At 50.2% G+C, this 24,736-nt stretch carries 21 protein-coding genes; 10 read left to right on the top strand and 11 right to left on the bottom strand.

The genetic code is table 11. From position 1 onward, the window contains the following. Positions 1 to 74: 74 nt before the first annotated feature. The 7 genes from fliD to ACO05Z_RS01785 all read right to left on the bottom strand — a co-directional run bounded on the left by fliD (position 75) and on the right by ACO05Z_RS01785 (position 8,982). Positions 75 to 1,817: a flagellar filament capping protein FliD gene (gene fliD, locus ACO05Z_RS01815; protein ID WP_421899909.1), complete on the bottom strand. Its 1,743-nt coding sequence runs from the start codon at positions 1,815 to 1,817 to the stop codon at positions 75 to 77. 12 nt (positions 1,818 to 1,829) lie between these two features. Then, positions 1,830 to 3,320, bottom strand: a complete 1,491-nt coding sequence (gene flgL / locus ACO05Z_RS01810) for a flagellar hook-associated protein FlgL (protein ID WP_421899906.1) — start codon at positions 3,318 to 3,320, stop codon at positions 1,830 to 1,832. Between the two features lie 9 nt (positions 3,321 to 3,329). Beyond that, on the bottom strand, positions 3,330 to 5,414 hold the full coding sequence (gene flgK, locus ACO05Z_RS01805; protein ID WP_421899904.1) for a flagellar hook-associated protein FlgK: 2,085 nt from the start codon (positions 5,412 to 5,414) through the stop codon (positions 3,330 to 3,332). Positions 5,415 to 5,602: 188 nt separating this feature from the next. Further along, complete coding sequence (locus tag ACO05Z_RS01800; protein WP_421899902.1) at positions 5,603 to 7,192, bottom strand: flagellar hook protein FlgE; 1,590 nt, start codon at positions 7,190 to 7,192, stop codon at positions 5,603 to 5,605. A 23-nt stretch (positions 7,193 to 7,215) separates the two neighbouring features. Next, positions 7,216 to 7,878, bottom strand: coding sequence for a flagellar hook assembly protein FlgD (locus ACO05Z_RS01795; protein ID WP_421899900.1), 663 nt, complete (start codon positions 7,876 to 7,878; stop codon positions 7,216 to 7,218). Between the two features lie 193 nt (positions 7,879 to 8,071). Further along, positions 8,072 to 8,386 carry an anti-sigma factor family protein gene (locus ACO05Z_RS01790; protein ID WP_421899897.1) on the bottom strand — a complete coding sequence of 105 codons (315 nt, stop codon included), beginning with the start codon at positions 8,384 to 8,386 and terminating at the stop codon, positions 8,072 to 8,074. A 95-nt stretch (positions 8,387 to 8,481) separates the two neighbouring features. Further along, on the bottom strand, positions 8,482 to 8,982 hold the full coding sequence (locus ACO05Z_RS01785; RefSeq protein WP_421899895.1) for an RNA polymerase sigma factor: 501 nt from the start codon (positions 8,980 to 8,982) through the stop codon (positions 8,482 to 8,484). 706 nt (positions 8,983 to 9,688) lie between these two features. Here ACO05Z_RS01785 and ACO05Z_RS01780 point away from each other — a divergent pair. From ACO05Z_RS01780 to ACO05Z_RS01735, 10 genes are all read left to right on the top strand, one after another. Beyond that, positions 9,689 to 10,738: a UDP-glucose--hexose-1-phosphate uridylyltransferase gene (locus ACO05Z_RS01780; RefSeq protein ID WP_421899891.1), complete on the top strand. Its 1,050-nt coding sequence runs from the start codon at positions 9,689 to 9,691 to the stop codon at positions 10,736 to 10,738. Position 10,739: 1 nt separating this feature from the next. Beyond that, positions 10,740 to 12,068: a galactokinase gene (locus tag ACO05Z_RS01775; RefSeq protein ID WP_421899888.1), complete on the top strand. Its 1,329-nt coding sequence runs from the start codon at positions 10,740 to 10,742 to the stop codon at positions 12,066 to 12,068. 1 nt (position 12,069) lies between these two features. Next, entirely contained in the window at positions 12,070 to 13,092 is a 1,023-nt protein-coding gene (locus ACO05Z_RS01770) for a LacI family DNA-binding transcriptional regulator (RefSeq protein ID WP_421899885.1), read from the top strand. Then, a complete protein-coding gene (locus ACO05Z_RS01765) occupies positions 13,092 to 14,111 on the top strand; it encodes an aldose epimerase family protein (protein WP_421899882.1) in 1,020 nt (339 codons plus the stop codon). The genes ACO05Z_RS01770 and ACO05Z_RS01765 overlap by 1 nt, the downstream gene beginning before the upstream one ends. Before the next feature lie 31 nt (positions 14,112 to 14,142). Then, a complete protein-coding gene (locus ACO05Z_RS01760; RefSeq protein ID WP_421899879.1) occupies positions 14,143 to 15,240 on the top strand; it encodes an ABC transporter ATP-binding protein in 1,098 nt (365 codons plus the stop codon). Between the two features lie 140 nt (positions 15,241 to 15,380). Next, complete coding sequence (locus ACO05Z_RS01755) at positions 15,381 to 16,643, top strand: ABC transporter substrate-binding protein (protein ID WP_421899876.1); 1,263 nt, start codon at positions 15,381 to 15,383, stop codon at positions 16,641 to 16,643. A gap of 67 nt (positions 16,644 to 16,710) precedes the next feature. Next, positions 16,711 to 17,829: a carbohydrate ABC transporter permease gene (locus ACO05Z_RS01750; RefSeq protein ID WP_421899873.1), complete on the top strand. Its 1,119-nt coding sequence runs from the start codon at positions 16,711 to 16,713 to the stop codon at positions 17,827 to 17,829. 3 nt (positions 17,830 to 17,832) lie between these two features. After that, positions 17,833 to 18,672: a carbohydrate ABC transporter permease gene (locus ACO05Z_RS01745; RefSeq protein WP_421899871.1), complete on the top strand. Its 840-nt coding sequence runs from the start codon at positions 17,833 to 17,835 to the stop codon at positions 18,670 to 18,672. Between the two features lie 4 nt (positions 18,673 to 18,676). Beyond that, complete coding sequence (locus ACO05Z_RS01740; RefSeq protein WP_421899868.1) at positions 18,677 to 19,561, top strand: PfkB family carbohydrate kinase; 885 nt, start codon at positions 18,677 to 18,679, stop codon at positions 19,559 to 19,561. 22 nt (positions 19,562 to 19,583) lie between these two features. Further along, positions 19,584 to 20,255, top strand: coding sequence for a D-lyxose/D-mannose family sugar isomerase (locus ACO05Z_RS01735; RefSeq protein ID WP_421899866.1), 672 nt, complete (start codon positions 19,584 to 19,586; stop codon positions 20,253 to 20,255). Between the two features lie 72 nt (positions 20,256 to 20,327). Here the strand turns inward: ACO05Z_RS01735 and ACO05Z_RS01730 are convergent, their stop codons facing one another. The 4 genes from ACO05Z_RS01730 to ACO05Z_RS01715 all read right to left on the bottom strand — a co-directional run bounded on the left by ACO05Z_RS01730 (position 20,328) and on the right by ACO05Z_RS01715 (position 24,581). Beyond that, positions 20,328 to 21,224 (bottom strand): response regulator, encoded by an 897-nt coding sequence (locus ACO05Z_RS01730; protein WP_421899864.1) that lies wholly within the window; start codon positions 21,222 to 21,224, stop codon positions 20,328 to 20,330. After that, a complete protein-coding gene (locus ACO05Z_RS01725; protein ID WP_421899862.1) occupies positions 21,217 to 21,624 on the bottom strand; it encodes a response regulator in 408 nt (135 codons plus the stop codon). The genes ACO05Z_RS01730 and ACO05Z_RS01725 overlap by 8 nt, the downstream gene beginning before the upstream one ends. 91 nt (positions 21,625 to 21,715) lie before the next feature. Continuing rightward, on the bottom strand, positions 21,716 to 23,356 hold the full coding sequence (locus ACO05Z_RS01720) for a GAF domain-containing protein (RefSeq protein ID WP_421899860.1): 1,641 nt from the start codon (positions 23,354 to 23,356) through the stop codon (positions 21,716 to 21,718). 1 nt (position 23,357) lies between these two features. Next, positions 23,358 to 24,581: an HDOD domain-containing protein gene (locus ACO05Z_RS01715; protein ID WP_421899858.1), complete on the bottom strand. Its 1,224-nt coding sequence runs from the start codon at positions 24,579 to 24,581 to the stop codon at positions 23,358 to 23,360. Positions 24,582 to 24,736 lie beyond the last annotated feature (155 nt).

The raw sequence follows: 24,736 nt of genomic DNA, 5'->3' as shown, positions 1-24,736 counted from the left end.
GATCAAAATGATCACTTCACTTTGATTTTAACACCTTTCTTCCGGGTATGACAGCCTTGCAAGGTTACATAAGGTTACTTTTTAGCCCCACTGCCCAGCTTGGCAATCTGCCCTTGAAGCATTTTCATCTTGCCACCGTAATTAGACAATACGGCATCAAGGCGGGCATATTTAGCCTTTAGGGTTTTCTCCAAATTTTCCAGACGGGTTTTCTCGTAATCAAGTTTCTTATCAATATTCTTAATGATACCGCTGTAGTTCTCGCTGATAATGTTCAGGATACCGGTCTTGGAATTGGTCATATCCTTCAGGGTCTCAATCATTTCAATTGTTTTCCCGGTCTTGATTCCGGCTGTACCTGAATATGTACCATCATTCTGGTTATCAACCCGGATGGCCATACCCATACCGGACATATCATCGGCGGTAATCTCCCAGCCGTTAACCCGCGCAGCCTTACCGTTGATAGTGGCAGAAGTGATTTTTCCGCCACTGACGGTATATGAAACTTCATGGGTTCCGGGTTTAGTAACTCCCTTGATCAAAGACTTGATCGTAAAGTTCGGAGAACTGGTGCTGGCCTCATAGTCAGCGGAAAACAATTTGGCCACCCCGTCCGGATTGTCCTTCATGGCCTTTTCGAATTTCTCCTCATCGATCTTCAACAGTCCAAAATTGGGCGAACTCTGGTCAGTCTCTGTTTCAATGCCAAGGGTACGCAAGGTGTTATACCTGTCCCCGGCTCCGCTTGCGCTGTCGAAATTATTAAAGCCCTGTCCCTTAGTGGCGGTGATATCCTTGAAACGATGAGAAGCCAGTTGAACCCCATAGTTCCCGGTGAGAATCGAACCTTTGCCCTTATCCTTTGTTGTATCAACCTTGGAAATGTCGCGCAGGGCCTGACGCACCACATTTACCTGCTTAACGAACTCGCGCACATTTTCAATGATCTTCTCAGTATCGGTGTTTACGTTGATTATGACCGATCCCGGTGAAGTGGCCTTCTTCAGATTCAGGGTCAGCCCCTTGGAGCCATCGGTAATAGTATTAGTATCACGCTCAATCCAATTATCGGCCCCTTCCGGAAATCCATCAATCTTGACCTTAGAATTCTGACCCTGTTGCAAATTGGTCATGGAAGCAGGAGCAAGCGCGGAAAGAGTGGTAGAACTATTGAAGGTTATCCGGTTGGCCTCCCCCATCTTCAAGCTGCTGAACTTAAGGCGGAATTCGCTGCCGGTTTTAATAGCTTCCACCTGCACCAAACCTTTCAACTCCGTAGTGGCATTAAGCATTTTGACCAGCCCCTCAACTGTGGTTCCGCCGGGGACATCGATATTTGCAGTCTTACCACCACAAGTGACGCTGATTTTACTGGCCGTGGGAGAAATAATATCTTTTTCCGAGGCAAACCCGGAGCTGGAAGTCCAGATGTCATTGCGGGCTAACTGCTTGATCTCAACCTTATAGGGCGACGTAGGCGCAGTGCTGTCTGCAGTAGCGGTCACACAGGAGGAATCCGAAGAAGAAGTGACCCGACCCATAAATTTACCGATGGAATCCATCTTCTTAAGCGCGGTACTCAACTCACCCATCTTCGTATTGAGATCCTTGAGACTTTCCTGCTTCTTGACCCACTGGGCTTTCCAATTCTCCAGCCTGCGCTTATGGAAGCCCTGCTGCTTGACGGTATTTTCAACAATCTTACCGAAATCAGTACCATTACCCAGCTTTTCAAACTTGGTTTTCCCGGACCAGTAACTGGAGGTCGTCCCGGCGGTGGAGACCTGTGCTCCTACTTTTGCGACATCTGCCATGGCTCTTCTCCCTTACATAAAATTAAGGATGGACATTTGATTGATCATCCGCGAACTGCGGGCCACGGCCTCATAAATAAGCTTGCTCTGCTTCAACTCACTGAGCAGTTCCCCAAGGTCGGCATCTTCCAGCCTGCTAATCAAAGCGGTATTGTTATCCTTACGAATATCAGCAAGTTTTTCGGCACTGGCTGCCCGGTTCATGCGCGCCCCGATTTCAGCGGCTTTCATTTCCACATGCTCATGGACTTTCTTCAATTCAGCCACGCATTCGCCGATGCCTTTCTTGTCGTTGGTTTCAACGTAGCCGATCAGCTTACCCAATGTTTCAAAAAGGTTGCTGTTATTATCGTCAGGAGAGGGAGTAGGATTGGACGCTCCGGGCTTGGTATAAATCCCGCCGAAGATTTCCTTGCCCACATTGTTGACCCGGATAGAACGGCTCTGGGAGATATCAAGACGCAAGTCTGCTGTATTGGGGCGAATGACAAACTGGTCACCCTTGCTGAAGGTCGTACCTGCACCGGGAGAAAGGGTCAGGCTTCCGCCGGGAACCTCAAGACGGGTATCGGCGGATACGTTGGAGTGGACCCAAGTGGCCCCGTTATCAAGGCTGTAGGAATAGGTGATAGGCGGAGTATTAACATCCCCGTTCTTATCAATTTTAACCAGCACATCTGAATGAAACTTGCCGTCAGCCTCGGTATTGACCTGCGTGTCACCGTACTTGGCAACATTGAGATCATCGTTGTCATCTCCCTTATATTCAAGAGCCGGACGGACAATAAGCCTCGTCCCGCCCTTCTCCGTATGCTCTGTTACAGCGGTCCCGTTTTTCATCTCCACTGTAGCCGGACCTAAATCAAGCTCAGTATCTCCGGGATTCAAAGTTCCGGTCTTCCAGGTCTTGCCACCGTCAGAACTGTATTTGTAGTTGATGGTGTCAGTGCCCACAGTTCCAGCGGAAGTGAAGCGGACATCCACCGAACTCTCCGAGGCCCCTTTCACTGCAACAACAGATCCCGCAGGCAGATTCGGATCGGTTGTGGTGGCGTGCAGGGTCTGCTCATAAGCATTGGTCTCCAGCTTATGCCCGGCAAAAATTGATTTGCCCCCGAACTCAGTATTGGACTTGTTGAGCAGGTTACCCAGAATACCGCGCAGATTCTGGCCGATGGAACGGCGCTGTTCAGCGGTCAAGGTTCCGGTGGCGGCCTGTTCGGCCAAAGCCTTGATGCGTCCGATATCGGTACTGGTCTGCTGCAGCACACCGTCTGCCAGACTAAGCCAACTGGAGGCAGTCTTGATATTCTTAATGTACTGCTTGGTCTCAAGCCCGAAAGAACGGCAATTGATAATCCCGCCCATGGCTGCCGGATCATCGGACGGCACCAGAACCCTCTTCTGGGCGGAGTTACGCATCTGGGCCTCGGCCATGCGGCTCATGGACGAATTCAAGTTATAAAGCGACATGTTGAAAATCTGATTTGTGGAAATTCTCATCTCAGCCCCCTACTTGAGTGAAAGCAACGTATCGAACATTTCGTTCGCTGTTTTGATCAACTGGGCAGCGGTACGGTAAGAACGCTGATAACTGGCGATAATATCCATCTCTTCATCAATGCTCACTCCGCCCACAGATTCCTGCTTATCCACCAGCCCCTTAAGGACTGTCTGCGATATGGAAAGATTGGCCTTGGCATCAGCCGCATGTGAACCGACAGTGGCCACAAGTGAGGAATAGAAATCATTGAAGCTGGACTCGGTGGAAGTTCCCCCGGACTTGAAATTAACGTTCTTCTTTCCGGCAAGGGCAGCCACCGCCCGGGCGGTGGAGTTATCACCCTTATTCACTTCCCCGGCTCCGTTCACATGGGCAGCTCCGATCTTTGAGGGGTCAGCCTCAATAGCAGAATGAACTTTGATGGAAGCGGCATCATGCCCTTCAAAGAAAGTATTGATGCCCAATCCTGCCAGCACCCCGCTGGTATCATTGGAAAACTGGAAACGGTTATCGCCCAGTCCCTTGATGGAAAGCTTGCCGTTGGTAATCACGGCCTGAGCCTTTCCGGGAAAGCTGGCATTTATGGCGTCACGCACGTTTTCAAGAGAGTGAACAGCGGGGTCAAAATTCTTACTACCCGGAGGAATGGAGGAAAAATCAACTGCTGAAACCGAAACTTTCTTTCCGGTATTGGCATTGTAAAAGGCCATACTGAAGCTGCCCGAAGTAAGCTTATCCGCATAAGGCAGATTACTCTTGGCCAGTGGGACAGAGCTATCACGAACCCCGTAAGTTCCGATTGTATTGGCATGGTTGACCAGCCCGGCCCCTTGCGAGTGGGCACGGTTGACTTCCCAGGCGATGGACTTGGCAAAGGCATTCAGCTTCTCAATATAGGAACCGATCTTTTCATCCCTTGCCCGGAGCAATCCGGCAATGGAGCCGCCCTTTAAACGGCGCTCACCGTCATTCCCCGCAAGCGGGCTGATGGATTCCGAGGTGGAACTATTTCTATACCAGCGGACTTCAGTCTTCGGGGTCAGGATGAAGCGGTCGCCATCCTTGAGTTGGGTAGTCGCTGCGCCGGCACTGCTGCCCGCTTTGCCAAACCAGAATTTGACCCCGCCCACGCTTACAGCATCATCCTGTCCTCCGGCAGTAAACAATTTTTCACTACCGTCCGGGTTACTGATCCAAGTCTTGCCGCCGTCACGGGAAACCTTGAACTGCGCAGCCGGAGCCGCACCGGAAGCATTACCGTTGTTGACCACCTGAATGGTCAGTTCTTCACCGGACTGTCCGCTGAAATGTACTTCATCTTTGAACGGGGAGCCGGGAACCAGCGAGTTACGCACTCCGCCCTGTTCAAATTTCAGTTCAAAAGCCTTATCACCTTCAACCAGCTTCTGTCCTTCGCCCAGTGAAACAATGACCTGCCCGGAGGGTTCTTCCTGCACACTGATATCCACCAGTGAAGACAGTCCACGCAGCACAACATCCCTGCGATCCAGCAAAGTATTGTCATTGGGATTGGCAATGATCCGTTTATTCAGTTCAGCCAATTCCTTGATCGCATCATTGGCCTTGCCTACTTCCTGCTTCAGGTGAGTAGTAATCAGATCTTGCTGGCGGCGCAGGTCACCCACAATTGAATTAAGCTGGGCGGAAAACTTCTGGGCCGCACCAACAAGAGCAACCCTGTTCGCACCCAATTTCGGGTCATTAGCCAGATTCTGCCATGCTGCCCACATATCGCCCATGGATTTGCTGACCCCGGCGTCTTTGCTTTCCACAAAGAACTTCTCGACCATAGAAAGGTTTCCGGCCTCGGCATTCCAACGCGAAAATTCCGGACTTTTAGCCAGCACGCCGCGCTCAAGAAACTGGGACAGATTACGCCTGATGCTATCAATGGACGCCCCGGTACCGTAGGACCAGCGACCTTCCCTGATCGACATGTTCTCGTCCTGAACAACCGTCCTGCGCCGGTATCCGGGGGTCTTTAAGTTGGCTACGTTGTTACCGTGAACAGACAAGCCTATCTGGGCGTTCTGCATGGCCCCGCGGCCGATGGAAAAAATATTGCCAAGCATGGTTGTACTCCCATGTTCGCCTCCGGCGGCCCTTCGGGGACCAAAGAAACTTTTTGGAAAAAGTTTCTCTGGACTCTTCAAAAACTTTTAATATGCTTCGCGTCCTTGATTACGCACAATATCCCGCACGAAGCGGCGAAGCCCTACTGAAAAGTTTCCATTCCCCAGCCGCCGGAGGCATCATCAAATTATCTCTTCAACTGGATAAGTTCGCCTAGAAGCTGGTCAGCTGTGGTAATGGCTTTGCTGTTGGCCTGAAAACCTCGCTGGGTGGTGATCAGTTTGACCATTTCATCCCCCACATCCACGTTGGATTGCTCCAGCTTATTGGATGCGATGGAACCAAGCGGTCCTGTCCCGGCCCGTCCGGTCAGGGCTGGTCCGGAATCGCGGGTCTTGGAGAAAAGATTTCCTCCTTCCCGGCGCAGACCGTACTGATTGTTGAAGTTGGCGAGAGTAAGCACGTAGAGATCGAGCACCTGACCGTTGGAGTAACGGCCGGTAACAACACCGTCGCGATCAACTTCCACAGCCTGCAGAAACCCTGCTCCGTAACCGTTCTGGGACTGGGAATTACGGGCATTACCGGTATCGTAGGAAGTAGAGTAGGAGGCGCTACGTTTAGGAGTGGTAAAATTGGGAATCCGTGACAGATTGGCCCCTACAACCGAAGCATCAGTTGTCCCCGGTGTAGACCAGGTGGGCGGATTGCTGCCGTTGCTCAATCCGAAATCAAGGGTAATGGGATTGGCTTTTGGATCAGTGGCAAGGTTTGCGTTGGCCTTGCCAAGGAAGTTGGCAGTAAAAATAGGCTTGCCGTCATCAGACATGGGTGACGGCACCCAGTTGTTGAGATTCTTGAGGCTGCCTGTGGGAGCGCCCTTGAGAGAAAAGGAACTCATACCGATCATTTCCCCGCGCGGGTTGAAGGTCATGGTTCCGGTCATGAGCAATCCCGCAGCCGAAGTGGTCTTCACGGCAGTACCACCGAGGGTCCGGCCGTCCTCACCCGGAGGAACGGTAACGATGAATTCGTATACCCGATTACCTGCGGCGTCAGTGGTGACCTGACCATTTTTCACCGGATCAAAATAGATGGTCAGGTCGTGGGAAGTACCGCTTTCATCAAAGGTCTTTATGGTATTCTGAAAGGCGTAACGGTCAGCCGGGATGGGTGGTTTCTTGGTACCGTCCCAAGTCTGGTGAAGTGAAAAGAAAGGCTGCCCGGTAACATCGCACTTGTCCTCGGCCTTGGAGCTGAGGTTGACATTCATAGCGATTTCAGAAGTTCGCACCGGGGGGGACTGAAAACGGTCCAGTTTGATGTCTGTGGGCGTGCCGATGGTGTCCGGCTTACCACTTTCGGAATTGGGATTAACTTTCCAGCCCTGCACAACATAGCCGTGGGGGTCGGTAAGTACGCCCTGCTTATTGAAGATGAAATTTCCGGCCCGGGTGTAGTATGTTGCATCTGTATCCGGGTGACGGACGGTGAAAAATCCCTTACCGCCGATGGCTACGTTGGTGGCTTCGGATGAAGGTTCGAAGGGGCCCTGCTTGAAGTCACCGTAAATGGAGGCGATGCCGACACCATGGCCGACCTGTCCGATTCCTCCACCGGTATTGACCGCGCTGTAAAAAGCATCTTCAAAAGAGGTGCGCGCGCCCTTAAAACCGATGGTATTGCCGTTAGCAAGGTTGTTGCCGATGATACTCATAGCCTGACTGTGAGCACGGATGCCGCTGATGCCATTGTACATTGATCCTTTTAAACCCATGAGAATCTCCTTACGGTAAAAAGTTAAACAACAACTCTTGTCACGTTGGACAAAAGCACCTTGCGGCCGTCTTCAAGCTCCAGAACATTTTGACCTCCGGCCATATTCACGGCCTTGATCTTTCCGGAGACTTCAGTTGTCGCGAGAACTTTTTTACCTTTGGCAGTTTCTGCACGGATTGCGATCCTGTACTGGCCGTCTTCTGCGGCTTTACCGTCCTTATCTTTGCCGTCCCATTTGAAATCAAACTTTCCGGCATCCTTACTGCCCATTTCAACAGAGCGGATCAGTCCACCGTCTTTGTCATAAATGTCCACATAAACGGTCTTGCAGGCTACGGGGAGGGAGATGTTGGTGGAAGATATTTCTGAACCTTTTTTGGACACACCGAACCCTCTGGCCATGACTTTTTTACCGATGTAGCCGGTAGCATTAAGCCCCATCATGGCATTGACGGTTTTAGTCAGGCCTTCCATTGCCTTGGAGATATTGGTGAGTCTTTCAACGGTGGAGAACTGGGCAAGCTGGGCCAGCTGTTCCTTATTATCCATGGGATTGACGGGGTCCTGATTCTTGAGCTGGGTAACAAACAGCTTCAGGAAAGCGTCTTTATTAAGATCCTTGCTCGGAGTCTTAGGCTGGGCGTTCTTATTTACATTATTTAAATACGTAGTGGCGTCGATCATGATTTCCTCCTGTTCTGCACAACAGCTTTGGTCCGGCGTGAAATACGCGGGACAAGTTGATGCGCCTCAAGGAGGCAATCAGCCTATGAACCGGGATTCGGCATGATCAAGGCAGGAAGGAAACAGTTGATGAAGGGGTAACTGTTTCCAGCTGTGCAGACGTGAGAGGAAGTGGGTCGGGGAGGTCTTTCTATCACGCCATGACCTTGAACTCCCGGTCATTATCGTTATCAGAATCTTTTTCTTGAACAAGCTCCTTGGCTTTTTCAATGCAGTGTCCGCCGAAAGGGGCGACAACTGCTCCTTTGAGGTTACGCTTCATCTCAATGACTGCCTTTCTGCAAGACTGGCACTCGGCAAGATGGGCCTCAAGGCTGCTGATCTGTTCATCAGTAGCGGTACCTTCGAGATACATGCATATCTCATCGATTTCCGGGCAGGCAGGAGTAGGGCCGAAAGGAAGGTCCTTCTCCGTGCGGCTGCAACTTTTACGTCCGGTTCCGTCCATGGAACACCTCGTGGTTGTTTTGTCTGCCGGTCCGTCCGTGCACCGGCAGGGTTGCTGTGTCCATTAAATCCATAAAATGGACTTAAGTTCCGACACTAACGGGTCAGGGCATAAGATTCTCCACTGACACCGTGGTAGGAACGCAGTTTAATCAATGCCTTATGTTTGGCACTCCTCACTGACTGTTCCTTGATTCCGATGAATTCGGAAATTTCAGAAATATCCAGCCCGTCCTCAAAAAAAAGCTTCACAATAAGCTTCTGTCGAGGCGAAAGCAGCTGCTCCGGAATATCTAGTCCTTCCTGGACCGGATCTGCAGGAGCTTCAAGTTCATTAATGAAATCATCCAAGGGAGCTAAACAATACACCCCCTTACGCAAAAAATCCATGGTCACACTTCTGGAAATGACCATCAACCAAGTAGTAATCTTGGCTTTTTGCGGATCATATCTCTTTAACAGACTTCTATCATTCTGTACAAGACGTAGGAAAACGTTCTGACAAATATCATCAACGTGATGCGGAGAGTAGAACTTAAGCTTACTCTTTAATGTATTATTGATGGTAAAATAGATTATCCCAGAATATTTTTCCACAAAAGTATTCCAAGAAGAGCTATCACCTTCAGTACACTTTCTGATAATATTCACTATTGCCTTTTGTTCTAAGCTCAAAACAATCACCCGATGTCTTTGTTTAATGCTTCTTAATGTTTTCCCTTCATCATAACAGGCTGATTGCCTCCATGGGCATTCTTACAAATGTATACGCAGGAAAAGACCGAAACATCCCCACTCTCTTAATCAAAACTTGATAAAAATTAATTATTCTTAATTAAATCAAGTTAAACCAAGACCTTAACGGCAAAATTATTTTTCCATTTTACCGAGGGATAAAGACTCATGTCCCTTACTCATGAAATCCGGCGCGAGGCTGATTTTTCAAAGTAAGTTCATGCCGTAAATACGGGAAACGTATTTGAACTTGAATGAAATCAAAATAGTCCACGCTGATGTTCGAAATTGGCTGGAAAGAATCCGGCCGGGTTGGTTGTAAGTCAACTTTATATAACTTTAGATAGCATCTCAATAGGCAATATTTTCCGCACATTAGGACATTACAATACAATCAAAGCGAGGCTCAAATAATCAAATATCTTCAGCAGGTTTAAACCAAAACACCAAGAGAATGACTTTCTCGTTACAGTTTATTGACAAGATAAGTTGCATGGGGCAATATTTCCGAAAACGTTTGCGGTTACGTTTGCACAATCGTTTGCAGAACCCGGAGCAAAGAACAAAAATGAGTAATAATTTTCAGGATTACCCGCATAAAAGGTTCAACCCCCTGACCGGGGAATGGGTGCTTGTTTCCCCGCACCGCACCAAACGCCCGTGGCAGGGCAAACAGGAAAAACCTTCCCGCAACACCCTGCCCCGATACGATGACAAGTGCTACCTCTGCCCCGGCAACACCCGCAATCAGGGTGCGAGCAATCCCGATTACAAAGACGTTTTTATTTTCGACAACGACTTTCCGGCCCTGCTTCACGAATCTGTGAACGGCTTCTGCGACGAGGACAATCTTTTTAAAATTAAACCGGAAAGCGGCATTTGCCGGGTCGTCTGTTTCTCCCCCCGCCATGACCTGACCATTTCACGCATGCAGCCTGCGAATGTGCGCAAGGTAGTGGATGCGTGGTGTGACCAATATGATGACTTAGGTAAACGTAAAGATATCGGCTATGTGCAGATATTTGAAAACCGCGGCGACATCATGGGCTGTTCCAACCCCCACCCCCACGGACAGATCTGGGCCACCAATTCCATCCCGGTCATCCCCGAAGCTGAAGGCAAACGCCAGCAGGAATATCTGTCTGAAAAAAAACAATGCTTACTCTGCCGCTACGTGGAACGGGAACTTGAAAACAAGGAACGGATCATCTTCGAAAATGATTCCTTTGTCGCTCTCGTCCCCTTCTGGGCGGTCTGGCCCTTTGAAGCCATACTCCTGCCCAAGGCCCACATGGGCGCAATCACGGACATGACTCCGGCCCAGCGGGACGACCTTGCTGATGCACTGGTACGCATGGGCATCCGTTACGACAATCTTTTCGAAACATCTTTCCCCTACTCCATGGGCATCCACCAGCGCCCCACCATTGAGGATAAAGGTACGCACTGGCATTGGCACATACACTATTACCCACCCCTGCTGCGCTCAGCCACAGTGAAGAAATTCATGGTCGGTTTTGAAATGCTGGGCATGCCCCAGCGGGATATTACTGCCGAACAAAGTGCCCAGCGACTACGCGACCTTCCGGAAACCCATTATCTGGACCGTGGAGAATAGCATGCATTCTATTGATGCCTACCGTGCACATCTGGAACAGGGCAGTTTTGATGATCAATTCAGGTTGATCCATTCCTGCGCCAGAATTGAGGAGTCGCGGGAGCGCATGCGAAATCTTCTGCACGGCATGCTTGAAAATTTCGGCCCCACTAAAATCTGTCTTGCCAGCGCCCCGGGCCGCACCGAAATGGGCGGCAACCACACGGACCACAACCACGGTCATGTGTTGGCCGCAGCAGTGAATCTGGACTGTCTGGCCGCTTTTTCCAAAGCTGACAGCAATGTGGTGACCATTATATCTGAAGGGTACAACCCCATTAAAGTAGATATTTCCGACACTGAGCCGCGTGAAGATGAATACGAAACCAGCGCCGCCATTGTGCGTGGTGTGGCTGAAGGATTCCGCAAGCTAGGATTAAATATCGGCGGATTCAACGGTTGTGTGCACAGCACCATCCCTGCCGGGGCGGGGCTTAGTTCCTCAGCTGCTTTCGAAGTGCTGGTAGGTCGAATTTTCAGCTACCTTTTCAATGAAAACAAAGTCGGGCCTCTGGAAATAGCAAGCGTCGCCAAACAGGCGGAGAACATACATTTCAATAAGCCCTGCGGATTCATGGACCAGATGGCCTCCTCATACGAAGGAATTCTGTCCATAGATTTCACCAATCCGGACAATCCGGGGGTAACTCGAGTTGATCCGGGTTTTAAAAGCAAAAGTTATGCTGATGGATTTTACGGAACCAGATACCGACTCTGCGTAATTGATACCGGAGGCAGTCACGCTGACCTGACCCCTGATTACGCAGCCATCCCGGAAGAAATGTTTCAGGCTGCAAAGTGTTGCGGACAGAAGCAAGCCAAGGGACTGACCCTGAACAGAATTCTGGAAAATATAGACGACATCCGCGAGGCCGCCGGAGACCGCGCCGTATTGCGGCTCCTCCACTTTCTCGGTGAAGATGAACGGGCTCTTAAGCAGGAAAGGGCGCTGCATGACGGAGACATGACTGAGTTCCTGCGCCTTGTTGCTGAATCTGGGCATTCCTCCAGCAACTTGCTACAAAACTGCTACAGTCCAGCAACTCCCAAAAGACAGCCCATCCCTTTGGCTCTGACCCTGACCGAACAGATTCTGGGTTCCCACGGTGTAGGCCGGGTACATGGCGGCGGATTTGCCGGGACCATCCAAGTCTATGTTCATGAGTCGGATTTTGAGAGATACAGCCGGGCCATGAAAAATATTTTCGGTGAACATTCAGTCATAGAGCTAGCCATCCGCCAACCGGGCCATGAATTTCTGACTATCCCCCAAAAAAGGACGGAACCATAATATGGGACACATGACCCTCAAAGACCTCGCCCGCAAGCTCGGAATTTCCGCATCCACGGTCTCCCGTGCCCTGCATGACCACCCGGACATCAGCGACAAGACCAAAGAAGTGGTCATGGCGGCGGCGGAAAAATACGGCTACCAGCCCAACCCAATCGCCCAGAGCTTGAAGAAACAAAGCAGCAAGGTTATCGGGGTTATCGTACCTGAAATCCGACACAATTTCTTTGCCACGGTCATCAGCGGTATTGAGGAAGTGGCTTACAATGCCGGGTACATCATCATGGTCTGCCAGTCCAACGAGACCCTGCAACGGGAAATCATGACCACCAAAGCTCTGGCAGCCAACCGCGTGGCCGGGGTACTCATGGCCATTTCCCTTGAAACCACCAGTAGTGATCATATGCGCGCCCTGATGCGCCAAGGTATCCCGCTGGTCCAGTTTGACCGGGTGGTGGATGAACTTGATACCGGAAAAGTAGTCATCGATGACTTCCGGGCTGCATACAAAATGACCTCCCATCTCATTGACCGGGGCTACAAGCGTATCGGCTTCCTTGCCGGACGTGAAGGCATTTCCATGAACAGGCTCCGTTTCAATGGCTATCTGCAAGCACTCAAGAACCACAGCATCCCCTTTTACCCGGAACTGAACATCAATATCGGGGGCTGCCGGGGCAGTAACGGACGTTCAGGAGCCGAGGAATACCTGAAAATGGAAAATCCCCCGGACGCTGTTTTGTGCATCAACGACCCGGTTGCCGTGGGCGCGTTCTGCCGCTTCCGCGAAGAAGGCTGGCGTATCCCCGAAGATGTAGCCCTCGCCGGATTCTCCGGTTCACCGGAATCTGCGCTCATTGATCCGGCCCTGAGTTCAGTGGCCCAGCCGGCTTTTGAAATGGGCAAAACCGCAGCCACCCTGCTGCTCAAACAGCTCAAGGAAAAAGAAAATTTCAGGCCCGAGACCATCACTCTTGAAACCGAACTGCTTATCCGCGGATCGAGCTATAAGGAAGGTGTGTAATGCCCATAAGCAGCATGGTATGGGGCCGTACTCCATATAGAGAGGATGTATTGCTCTTCACTCTGGAAAACAGCGCCGGATGCAAAGCCCGTATTTCCACCTACGGAGCGACTCTAGTGGGGCTGGAAATTCCGGCGGAAGACAAGCTTATTGATGTGGTGCTCGGTTTTGATTCCCTTGAAGAGTACATGGCTGACGGGAATTACATAGGCGCAACCATAGGCCGGGTTGCCGGACGGATTTCAGATGCAGCTTTTGAGCTGGACGGACAAAAATACCAACTGGACCGCAACGAAGGCAAAAACCACCTTCACGGCGGTAAATACGGTTTCAACCGCCGCAACTGGGAAGTTCTGGAACTGACTAAGGAAACAGAGTCTCCTTCAGTTACTCTTGAGCTGCACTGCAAAGACGGAATGGGCGGATACCCCGGCAATGTGCGCATTAAAACTACTTTTACTTTAAGCGGCACCGCTCTCTCCATCGTCCACCGTGCGGAATGCGACTATCCCACCCCGCTGAACATGACCAGCCACCCCTACTTCAACCTAAACGGAGACGGGCAAAAACTCGACAGCCACGAACTGAAAATTATCGCCGCACAATCTCTATCAACTGACAACGATCTCATACCCGACGGCGAAATCATGAATATTTCCGGTACTCCTGCTGATTTCAGCGAATTCAGAGAGCTGGGCGATACTGCGCAAGACCGCTTTTTAATTTTGAACAAGATAGATGAAAAGCTGAACACAACAGCCATTGCCCGATCAGCTGAATCCGGGCTGGAAATGGAGATACGCTGCAACCAGCGCGGGGTGCAATTTTATACTGCGGATGGAATGAAATCCGCAAGTTCCGGCAAAAACGGACAGCAATACGGACCGCGCTCTGGCTTCTGCATCGAGCCCATGGGTTACCCGGATGCGGTCAATCGACCCGAATTTCCCTCCGTGATCCTGAATCCCGGAGAAAAATACAATCATTCAACCGAGTACAGGTTCCGTAGGATTTCCTAGGGAATTTAAAACGAACAAGGCGAGATGAAGCATGGCAAACGTAGAGCTTAAAAACGTCATCAAACGTTATGGATCAGTCGAGGTTATCCACGGTGTGGACCTTTCCGTAAACGACAACGAATTCATCGTTCTGGTCGGCCCTTCCGGGTGCGGCAAATCCACCCTCCTGCGCATGGTAGCCGGACTTGAGGACATCAGCGGTGGAGACATCCACATCGGCGAAAGGGTAGTCACCAATGTTTCTCCCAAAGACCGCAACGTAGCCATGGTCTTCCAGAACTACGCCCTCTATCCGCACATGACCGTTGCCGAAAACATGGGCTTTTCGCTGAAGATGCACAAAAGATCCAAGGACGAAACTGAAAAACGCGTGGGTGAGGTTGCCAAGATTCTCGAGCTGGAACCCTACCTGCACCGCAAACCTTCGGAACTTTCCGGAGGACAACGCCAGCGAGTTGCCATGGGCAGGGCCATGGTCCGCAACCCGGATGTATTTCTTTTTGATGAACCGCTCTCAAACCTTGATGCCCAGCTGCGCACCCAAATGCGCATGGAACTGCGCAAAATGCACATGCGGCTCAAGACAACCACTATCTACGTCACCCATGACCAGATCGAAGCCATGACTTTGGCCGACCGCATTGTCATCCTCAAGGACGGCTACATCCAGCAGGTGGGAACCCCTGTGGAAGTATTTGAAAGGCCCAACAACGTCTTTGTGGCCCAATTCATCGGCAACCCGCCCATGAACATCCTTGAAGGGATCATTAAAGTCATTGACGGTAAAAGATATGTGGTCAAAGGCAGCACCAAGTTCCCGGTACAGGACCATCAGGGACCGAATCTCAAGGACGGCGATCCGGTATTGGCCGGACTTCGCCCGGACTCCATCAAAATGGGGGACAACATTGAGCGGCTTCAAAAGGACTGGTGGTGCAGCGGCGAGGTCGTGGTTTCCGAAATCCTCGGTGCCCATTCATTGCTTGAAATCGTAATTGACGGTGAAAACGAACTTATTGCCGAGGTGGAAGGTCGGGTCATTGCCCATCCTGGTGAAACCGTACCCATCGGATTCGAATTCGACCGTATGGTCTTATTTGATCCGGAAACTAAAGAGGCGCTTTATTAGAAAAGGTTGAAGACGCTTTAGCAGAGATTCAGCGCCAACAGTGGGTTTTAGTGAGAAACACCTACTGCCGGAATCCCTAAAAGCGACGAACTATAAAGGCTTAAGGATAAAGTAGATTGTTTTAACATTTAGGAGGAAACATGAAACAGTACCTGATTAAACTTTGCTTGGTGTTCGCAGCGGTCGTGCTGCTGGCAGTTCCGCAGGTCTCGCAGGCCAAGGAACTCAATGGCGACCTCGAAATTTTCTCTTGGTGGGCAGGTGACGAGGGTCCGGCCCTGCAGGCCCTGATCGGTCTCTACAAAGGCCAGCATCCCAATGTAAATGTCATCGATGCTACTGTTACCGGCGGCTCCGGCGTTAACGCCAAGGCCGTTCTGAAAACCCGTATGCTCGGTGGTGAGCCGCCGGACAGCTTTCAGGTTCACGCCGGTCAGGAACTGATCGGTACCTGGGTTAAGTCCGACCGTATGGAAGACCTGACCTTCCTGTTCAAAGAAGAAGGCTGGATGGACGTTTTCCCTGAAGGTCTGGTCAAACTGATCGGTACCGATAAGGGTATCTGGTCCGTTCCGGTGAACATCCACCGCTCCAACGTAATGTGGTACATCCCCGCCAACTTAAAAAAATGGGGCGTGGAAGCACCTAAAAACTGGAATGATTTCCTGAAAATCGCTCCCAAGCTCCAGAAAGAAGGCATCATCCCCCTTGCCATGGGCCAGAACTGGACCGCAACCCACCTTTGGGAATCCGTTGTTATCGCATCCATCGGTGCTGACAAATGGAATGACCTCTGGTCCGGTAAGTTGAAGTTCAACAGCCCTGAAATGATCAAGGCTTGGGAACTCTTCGGCAAAATCCTGCCCTACACCAACAAAGATGCTGCTTCCCTTTCCTGGCAGCAGGCTACCGACATGGTTATCGACGGTCGCGCAGCATTCAACATCATGGGTGACTGGGCAGCAGGTTACATGTCCACTACCAAGAAAATGGTTCCCGGTAAGGATTTCGCATGGATCGCATCCCCTGAAACCGAAGGTGTATTCATCTTCCTCGCCGACTCCTTCGGCCTGCCCAAGGGCGCACCCAACCGCGACAACGCAATCGCATGGCTGAAACTGCTCGGCTCCAAAAAAGGCAGTGACACCTTCAACCCCCTCAAGGGTTCCATCTCCGCCCGTACCGACACCGACCTCAGCAAGTACAACGTATACTTGCAGTCCGCAGCGAAGGACTTCGCCAAAGACGCAGTTGCCGCTTCCCTGATTCACGGTGCAGCAGCAAACGAAACCTTCATGGGCGGTTTCGCACAGGTTATGGAAATGTTCCTGAAGACCAAAAACGCAAAGGCTACCGCCATGGCAAGCCAGCAGCTGGCTGACAAAGCCCAGATCGGCAAGTAATTATCAGGATTAAGTAATTAATACCGCGCCGGGATTTCCCGGCGCGGTCCCAAAAGGGGTTCGGCATATGAGGGAAGCATCTCGGGACAGGCTGAAGGCATTCTTAACCCTTCTGCCATCAATCATCCTTGTCGCCGTTTTTGTTTACGGTTTTATCGGCAACACCATCTGGATTTCCATGACTGACTGGGGCGGAACAGGCGCACTGGCCCTTGATCCGCAAAAAAATTTCATCGGTCTGGATAACTACGCAGACCTGTTCAACGGGTTCCTCTCAGGCGGTTTCAGGCAGGATCTTGTCAACGCAGTATACTACTCTGTAATGCTGCTGGCCGGAGCCATCGGCCTTGGCATGTTTATCGCCATCCTGCTGGACCAGAAGCCCAAGGGCGAGGATATTCTGCGCACAATTTTCCTTTACCCCATGTCCCTTTCCTTCATCGTTTCCGGTACCATCTGGCGCTGGCTGCTGGCACCGCAGGGCGGGGTCAACGTGCTGCCCACCTATCTGGGTTTTGATGCCCTCACTTTCCAGTGGACCTCATCCACCAAGGCTGTTCTTGAATTCAACTGGCAGAACATAATTCAAATCCTGCTCTACGTTGCGGCCTTCATCCTGATATTGATCGGGTTGTTCCTGCTTAAAGGCAATCCGCAAAAGGCAGTCAAACGCTGGCTCGGTCCCGGCGTGGTTATCGGAGCATTTGCATGGCTGGGCGGGTCCCTGCTTCCCCAAGCCCTGTTCATGGAAGAAATGCACGGTTTCAACCTCGCTACACTGGGCATCATCATCGCCACAGTCTGGCAGTATGCGGGGTACACCATGGCCCTCTACCTTGCCGGATTCAACGGAATTTCACAGGATCTGCGTGACGCCGCCATGCTCGACGGGGCCAGCAGCACCGACTACTACCGTTATGTTGCCATTCCTATGCTCAAGCCGATCACCATCAGTGCAGTGATCATCCTTTCGCACATCTCACTGAAGATGTTCGACATCATTTTCGCCATGACCGGACCGGACAACGCCCAGACCGGGCACCCGGCCCTGAACATGTACATGACCACCTTCCGGGCCAACGACTTTGCCCGGGGCGCAGCCATCGCCATCGTGCTATTCCTCGTGGCAGGCACTTTTATCGTTCCCTACGTAGTCAGCCAGTACAAGCAAAGGAGAAGGGGATAAACCATGAGTACCACAACCCAAAAAACCGGAATCACCCCCGGCTCCATCCTGCTTTACGGCTCACTTTTTGTGCTGGCCCTGTTTTTCCTCATGCCGGCTTACATGGCTATTGTCACCGCACTCAAAGACCCGGCAAACATCAGCCTGCCCACAGCGTGGGAATGGCCCGATAAACTTAACTGGGCCAGCTTCCCGGAAGCATTCGGACTGCTCAAGTCCAACATTGCCAGCTCCCTGATCCTGACCGTTTGTGCCACCGCGCTTTCCACTGTACTCGGTTCCTTGAACGGTTATGTTTTTTCCAAATGGAAATTCAAGGGCAGCGAGCTGATTTTCACCCTGTTCCTGTTCGGTATGTTCATCCCCTATCAGGTTATCCTGATCCCGCTCTTCCAGACCCTACGGGCCATGAACCTGTACGGCGGACTGCCGGGGCTAATCCTTGCACACGTAGTTTACGGGCTGCCGATCACCTCACTCATTTTCCGTAACTTCTACGCCCAGATTCCCACCGCGCTGGTGGAATCCGCAAGGCTTGACGGAGCCGGATTCTTTTCCATTTACACCAAGATCGTCTTCCCGCTGTCCATCCCCGGTTTTGTGGTCACCAGTCTCTGGCAGGTAACCCAGATCTGGAACGAATTCCTCTGGGGTATCTGTCTGACCCGCCACGAAGACAACCCCATCACCGTGGGACTTGCTCAACTGGCAGGCGGACAGGCCGTAAGTTGGAACCTGCCCATGGCCGGATCAATCATGGCGGCTTTCCCGGTGCTCATGATTTATATTTTCTTAGGACGCTACTTCATCCGAGGATTACTTGCCGGATCAGTTAAGGAATAAAAAAATGAAACAACTCTTCATCGCCGGACTTGGCGAAATATTATTTGACGTACTGGCTGATTCAGAGGAAATCGGCGGTGCTCCGGTCAACTTTGCATACCATGCGGGACGTTTGGGTGCGGACGGCGCAGCCATCTCCACTCTCGGAGATGATGATCGCGGACGCCGCGCCACCAGCGAACTTATGAACCGCGAACTCTGCCTCTCGGGAGTGAGTATTGACCGGGAGCATGCAACCGGATACGTGGAAGCCCGTCTGGATGACCAAGGCGTGGCAACCTACCATTTCCCCGACGACATTGCCTGGGATCATTTGCAGTTGAATGATACTGCCATGGGCTTTGCCGCACAGGTGGATGCAGTCTGCTTCGGCACCCTTGCCCAGCGCAGCGAGCAATCCCGTAAAGCGATCCAGACCTTTCTTGATGCCGCCCCGCAGGCACTGAAAGTCTATGACATGAATCTGCGCCAGAATTTTTACAACAAGGAAATCATAGCTGATTCGCTGCAACGGGCAGACGTGCTCAAACTGAACGATGATGAAATCAAAGTCATCGCACCCATGTTCGGGCTCAAGGGCAGCGAACGGGAGATGCTCCAGAAACTGCATGTCGGGTTTGAGCTGAAATGCTCAGTGCTGACCCGTGGAGACAAGGGCAGCCTGATTATTACTAAAGATGGTGAAGTTGACCATCCAGGTATTGAAGTGAAAGAAATTTCAGATACCATTGGCGCGGGAGATTCATTTACCGCCTCGGTGGCTATCGGGCTTCTGCTCGGGCATTCCCTTGAATATATCAGCGATCACGCCAACAGGCTGGCGGCCCATGTCTGTTCCTGCAAAGGGGCCATGCCTGCAATCCCGGCCGAACTTAAGTTAATAAAATAATTTTTCAATACAGGATATCATCATGAAAAGAAGTGAGATCAACGCACTCATCACCAAGGCCAAGGAGTTCTACGCCGGACACCGTTTCAACCTGCCCAAATGGGCCTTCTGGGGACCGGAAGACTGGAAGGGTAAAGGCGACAGCGAAGTTGTGCGCAACATGCTCGGCTGGGACCTGACCGATTACGGCAAAGGAGATTTCGCCAAGCTGGGACTGATCCTGTTCACCATCCGCAACGGCAACCTCCAGACTGGGGACCCCAAACCTTACGCTGAAAAAATCATGATCCTGCGTGAAGGACAGCTCTGTCCCATGCATTTCCACTGGTCCAAGCGTGAAGACATCATCAACCGTGCGGGTGGGAATCTGGTCATCAAACTTTACGGTTCCAATGAAGATGAATCCATGTCCGACCAGCCGCTGGAAGTAAGCGTGGACGGCTTTGTGCGCACCGTTGAACCGGGTGGTGAGATAGTGCTCGAACCGGGCGAATCCATCTGCCTTGAACCGGGCATGTATCATTGCTTCTACTGCGAGGACGGAACCGGGGATGTCATGGTAGGTGAGGTCAGCGCGGTCAATGATGATAACATCGACAACCGCTTTCACGAGCCCCTGCCCCGCTTCCCGAAAGTGGATGAGGACGAGAAGCCGATACATTTGCTGGTTACTGATTATGAGAAGTATGTCTAGAGACAAAAATTATACACAAAAAAGAATCCCGGACTGGAACACTCCAATCCGGGATTTCTAATTTATATACTTTTAGATTTCCTCATGATCAATCAATTTGAAACGAACCAGTTGACGTTGTAAATCCTCAAACTTAACCGGTTTGATCAGGTATGTATCGGCCTGACATTCATAAACGGCCTTGTGAATGGTCTTTTCATCATTCAAGCTACTTACGATAAATATTTTTGTTTCAGCTCCAAAGGTATCCAGGTTCTTGCTGCGCTCCATCTGACGGATGGCCTTGCAAGCCTGCAAACCATCAATATTGGGCATCATAATATCCAGCGCAATCAGGTCAAAACGGGGACTGTTACCATACAGGCTTTCAGTAAACGCCTGAATAGCCTCAACTCCATCCTTGGCTACATAGCAGTCCATATATTTAGAAAGATAATGGTTAAGAACCTTGCGGCTGGCAAAATCATCATCCACAACCAAAGCTATAGGGTTGTGACGGACCTTGATTTTATTCAGAATCTCTTCTGGTTTAACTCTGGGCAACGGATTAGCAATAACATCTTCTGAATTCAGCCCTACTTGTTCTGGATCATAATCTTTAAGCAAAGCATACCCGCGGTCATAATCAATCTTATCATCGCCAGCAGCCAGGATATTTTTAAAAGCATCCTCAATCAGGTCAAAGCTTTTGAGCAGAACATCAATGGCTTTTTTATCCGGCTCCAGCACACCAGAGCGGATATTCGAACAAGCATCTTCCACCTTGTGCACAAATTCGGCCAAATCCATAAATCCCATCATGGATAAATTGCCTTTAATACTGTGCAACACCCTGAAAATACGGTCGATTGAATCCTGATTACGAGTTTCTTCGTAATTAAGAATATCCTGTACCGCCAAATCAGTTGCTTCCCGGCACTCATTCACAAATTCGCCCAGAAACAACTCCTGTTCAAATTGATCACTCATCATCGAGAATCCCCAATTCTTTCAGTTTGGTTGTCAGGACCTCAGCGGTCAGTGGCTTCACTATATAATCCGTGGCTTCACTTTTATTGTAAGCTTCAAAAACAGTTTTCACATCGGAAAGAGACGTCACCATTATGATTGAAGACTCCTTAGCCGGGACGACCTTGAACTCACGTTCTATTTCCCTGATTTCCCTAGCTGCATCCAGTCCATCCTTCTCCGGCATCATAATATCCATGAAAACATACTGGTACGGTTCACCTTCCTCCAGAGCGAACTTGTAGACATCCAGTGCCTCAGCCCCATTCACAGCCACATCAACCTCGCCGAACTTCTTGAGAAAAAGCTGTAAAAAATTTCTTGAGGCAAAATCATCTTCAGCAACCAGAAACTTCATCATACCACCTCTCGAACTTGGATTAAGAGAAATAGACCAATAAAAATTAACACAGCACTATTTCTTTTTCAAACCACTGAAAAACAAATATGTCTTAAACATTCATCCCCGGAAGTTCGACCATGATTGTGGTTCCTTCCTCACTTGAACTTTCAAAAGAAATACTTCCTCCCATGGTTTCGGTAATAAGTTTTGCGGAATAAGTCCCCAGCCCTGTTCCGTCTGACTTATCGGCCGTAACGTATTTCTCAAAAAAAGTGTCCCGGATGCTATCAGGAACTGCTCCCATATTATGAATCAATATCAGAATGTTTCCGGCAATCTCCTTGGTATCCAAAGTGATGGTCTCGCCAACAGGGGATGCCTCCACGGCATTCTTCAAGATATTGGATAAAAGCGAATAGGTCAGGAATTCATCACTGCGGATTTCAAATGAAAAATCTTTATCAACTTCCTCTCCCTCAAACCGCTCCCTAATTACGATTTTTTTGTAATTAATTAGCTCAAAAAGATCCTTCAATACAGAACGAGCAACGCCATAGACATCCACAACTGCTGGGAAGTACTCGTAGGAACCGGTTTCCATTTTATAAAGGTCAAGTGAAAGGTTAATCATATTAAGTAATTTGTACCCTGACGCTTGTATGTACCCCAGAATTTCACGCTGACTTTCAGTTAGATGTCCATCATCCTCCAACAGCAGGACATCAGGCAAACTTATAATTCCGTTCAATGGACTCTTGAGGTCATGCCTCATTATGCGGTCAACATGCTCCTTCAGGTCAGCCAGCTTCTTCTGCTCACTGATATCAATGAAATTTTCAACCATATGCAACTTACCATCAATCATGACTCTGCTTACAGTTTTCTGGACCGGAACAAGTCCCCCGTCCTTCCGTTCAATGATATGTTCTCCGTTAATTTCTTCCAAGCCGCGATCAACAATGGGGCAATCTCCTTTGCAAGCGGAACAGATAACATCAAAACACTCTGACCCGACAACCTCCTCCCAGCCCCTGCCCATCATCTCCAGGGCCTTGGGATTTGCATCAACAATCCTGTGGCCTTCCGCTTCCACCACCAAGACTCCGGCCTGCATGGCATTCAAAGTGATGTCTAAACGATCATAAGCATCAACAAGATCCTGAGTACGTTGCCGGACTTTACGCTCAAGTTCCAAACTATGATTTCGCATAATTTCGCGAGTTTCATAGTTTTCAAGGGCATTGACCGCAGAAAGCATGAACACTGAAAACAGTTTTAAAGTTGTATCTAAAATCTCTTCCTTGCCCTGCTGCATCAGCCCTACAAACATACCTCGCACCCTGAACGGGGTCATCAGGGAGTGAAGGAGTATGTGGCTGCTCCCAGCAGAATCAAGAAAAAACACCGGACCGTCAGACTGCAATGCATAAGCAAAAGACTGGTCGGTAATAAGTGAACCGACCTCACCTTCCAGCCTTGCCGCTGCGCTATTCGGACAGGAACGGGGCTGCACAAAATCCTGCGTATCATTGTCCACAAGATAAACCGCGCAGGACTGGAACGGAATCATCCTGTTAGCGCGATCACAGATATCCTGCAGCAATTTATCCAATGATGGCCGTTGAGGTGAAAGTGAGGTTATAGTTCCAAGCTCCCGGGCCAGATCCAAAGCTTCCATTGCAGCAGCCTTTTCTTCCTGCAGGGCTTTAATCTGCTGCCGCTGAAATCTTATCAATTTCTTTTCGTCCATCCTAACCTCCAAATATGGTAAGAATGTCCGCAATCTGGCGTCTGGCCTTCAATAAGGTAGTTACAACCGCGCCGTCAGGAAGCCCAAGAATATCCCATGATCCGGGATAAGGAGTGTTGATAAGACCGAAGCTGTCTGTTCCGTATTGCATTGCGACCGCCATTGAATCTGCGACAGAACATATGGCAGATTCAATACAGAACTCTCCTGAACGCCCCCCATGATGGCCAACTACTCCGGCTGTAATAGAGGACGGAATATTCCAGAGTTCAAAAAGTCTTCCGGCAAGCTCACAATGGTCGAACCCAAAGACAATTGACTCCGCTTCGCAATAGCTGACGTTGCGGGCCATACGCAGTTGAAGAGCCAGATCTATCTTATCCGGGTACTGCTGCAGCATAATTAACTGCCCGATATCATGGAGCATGCCCACAACAAAACATTTCTCAGGCGAAACACCGGGAACCTGTTGGGCTAAAATGCGGCAAAACACTGCGCAGGCCAGAGAGTGCTTCCAGAAGTCTGCCATGGAAAAACCCACGTCATGCTCTCCTTTAAATGTTTCCATGACCGAAACGCTCAAGGCCAGTTGGCAGACACCATCCGTTCCCACCAATGAAACCGCCCTGCTCAGGGATTCCACCGGAAGGTCAAAACCATACAAAGGACTGTTGACCAGACTGATCAACTTTGCACTCAGCCCGGAATCCTTGGAAATAATATCCGCAAGATTTTCTGAACCGGCTCCGGGGTCATTAAGAGTTTCCATGATCTTGTAATAAATGTCCGGGAAAGAGGCCAAACGGATACCGCTATTTAGAAACAGGTCAGCACTTGCAAAGAGAGGGGCCTCAGGGATATCGAGATTACTGCCCATGGAAATCATGGTCTGGGGCAACGTAATGTTCTTTTCCAGCTCCCCCGCAAAATACTTAATGCTGGCCTCCTTCAAAATATCCATGGGGGCCACATTCATATCTGCGTAAGCAAAAACGCCATCCACATACTCTTCAGCCAAGGCCTGTAGCTGAGGATCAGAAACATCAGCATCACCGGCTCCGTTTCTGCCGAATATCTTCACTTCACTAACGCCCCAGATATTGAAAATTCGCAGGTGCTGCTCTTCAAGTACGGTATCAGCAGCCAGCAGGAAACGACCGTTAGCCCCCTTAACATCTTCAGCCAGACGCATTCCGACTTTCAAATCACCGACAAAAACTTTCATAGCCTACCCTTCATTGTTGCAAAAAACTAAAGAACACATTTTAGTTGAACAACAATAACAGATGGCGGGCAATTTAAATACAAATTTACTTCCAATAGACACAAAAAAAGGAGGCGCAGCATTAGCCGCACCTCCTTCGGAGTCCATATATTTTA

The organism is Maridesulfovibrio sp. (assembly GCF_965230075.1).
Taxonomy (GTDB): Bacteria; Desulfobacterota; Desulfovibrionia; order Desulfovibrionales; family Desulfovibrionaceae; genus Maridesulfovibrio.
The sequence above is the reverse complement of the archived record's forward strand: the minus strand, read 5'-3'. Positions and strand labels throughout refer to the sequence as shown.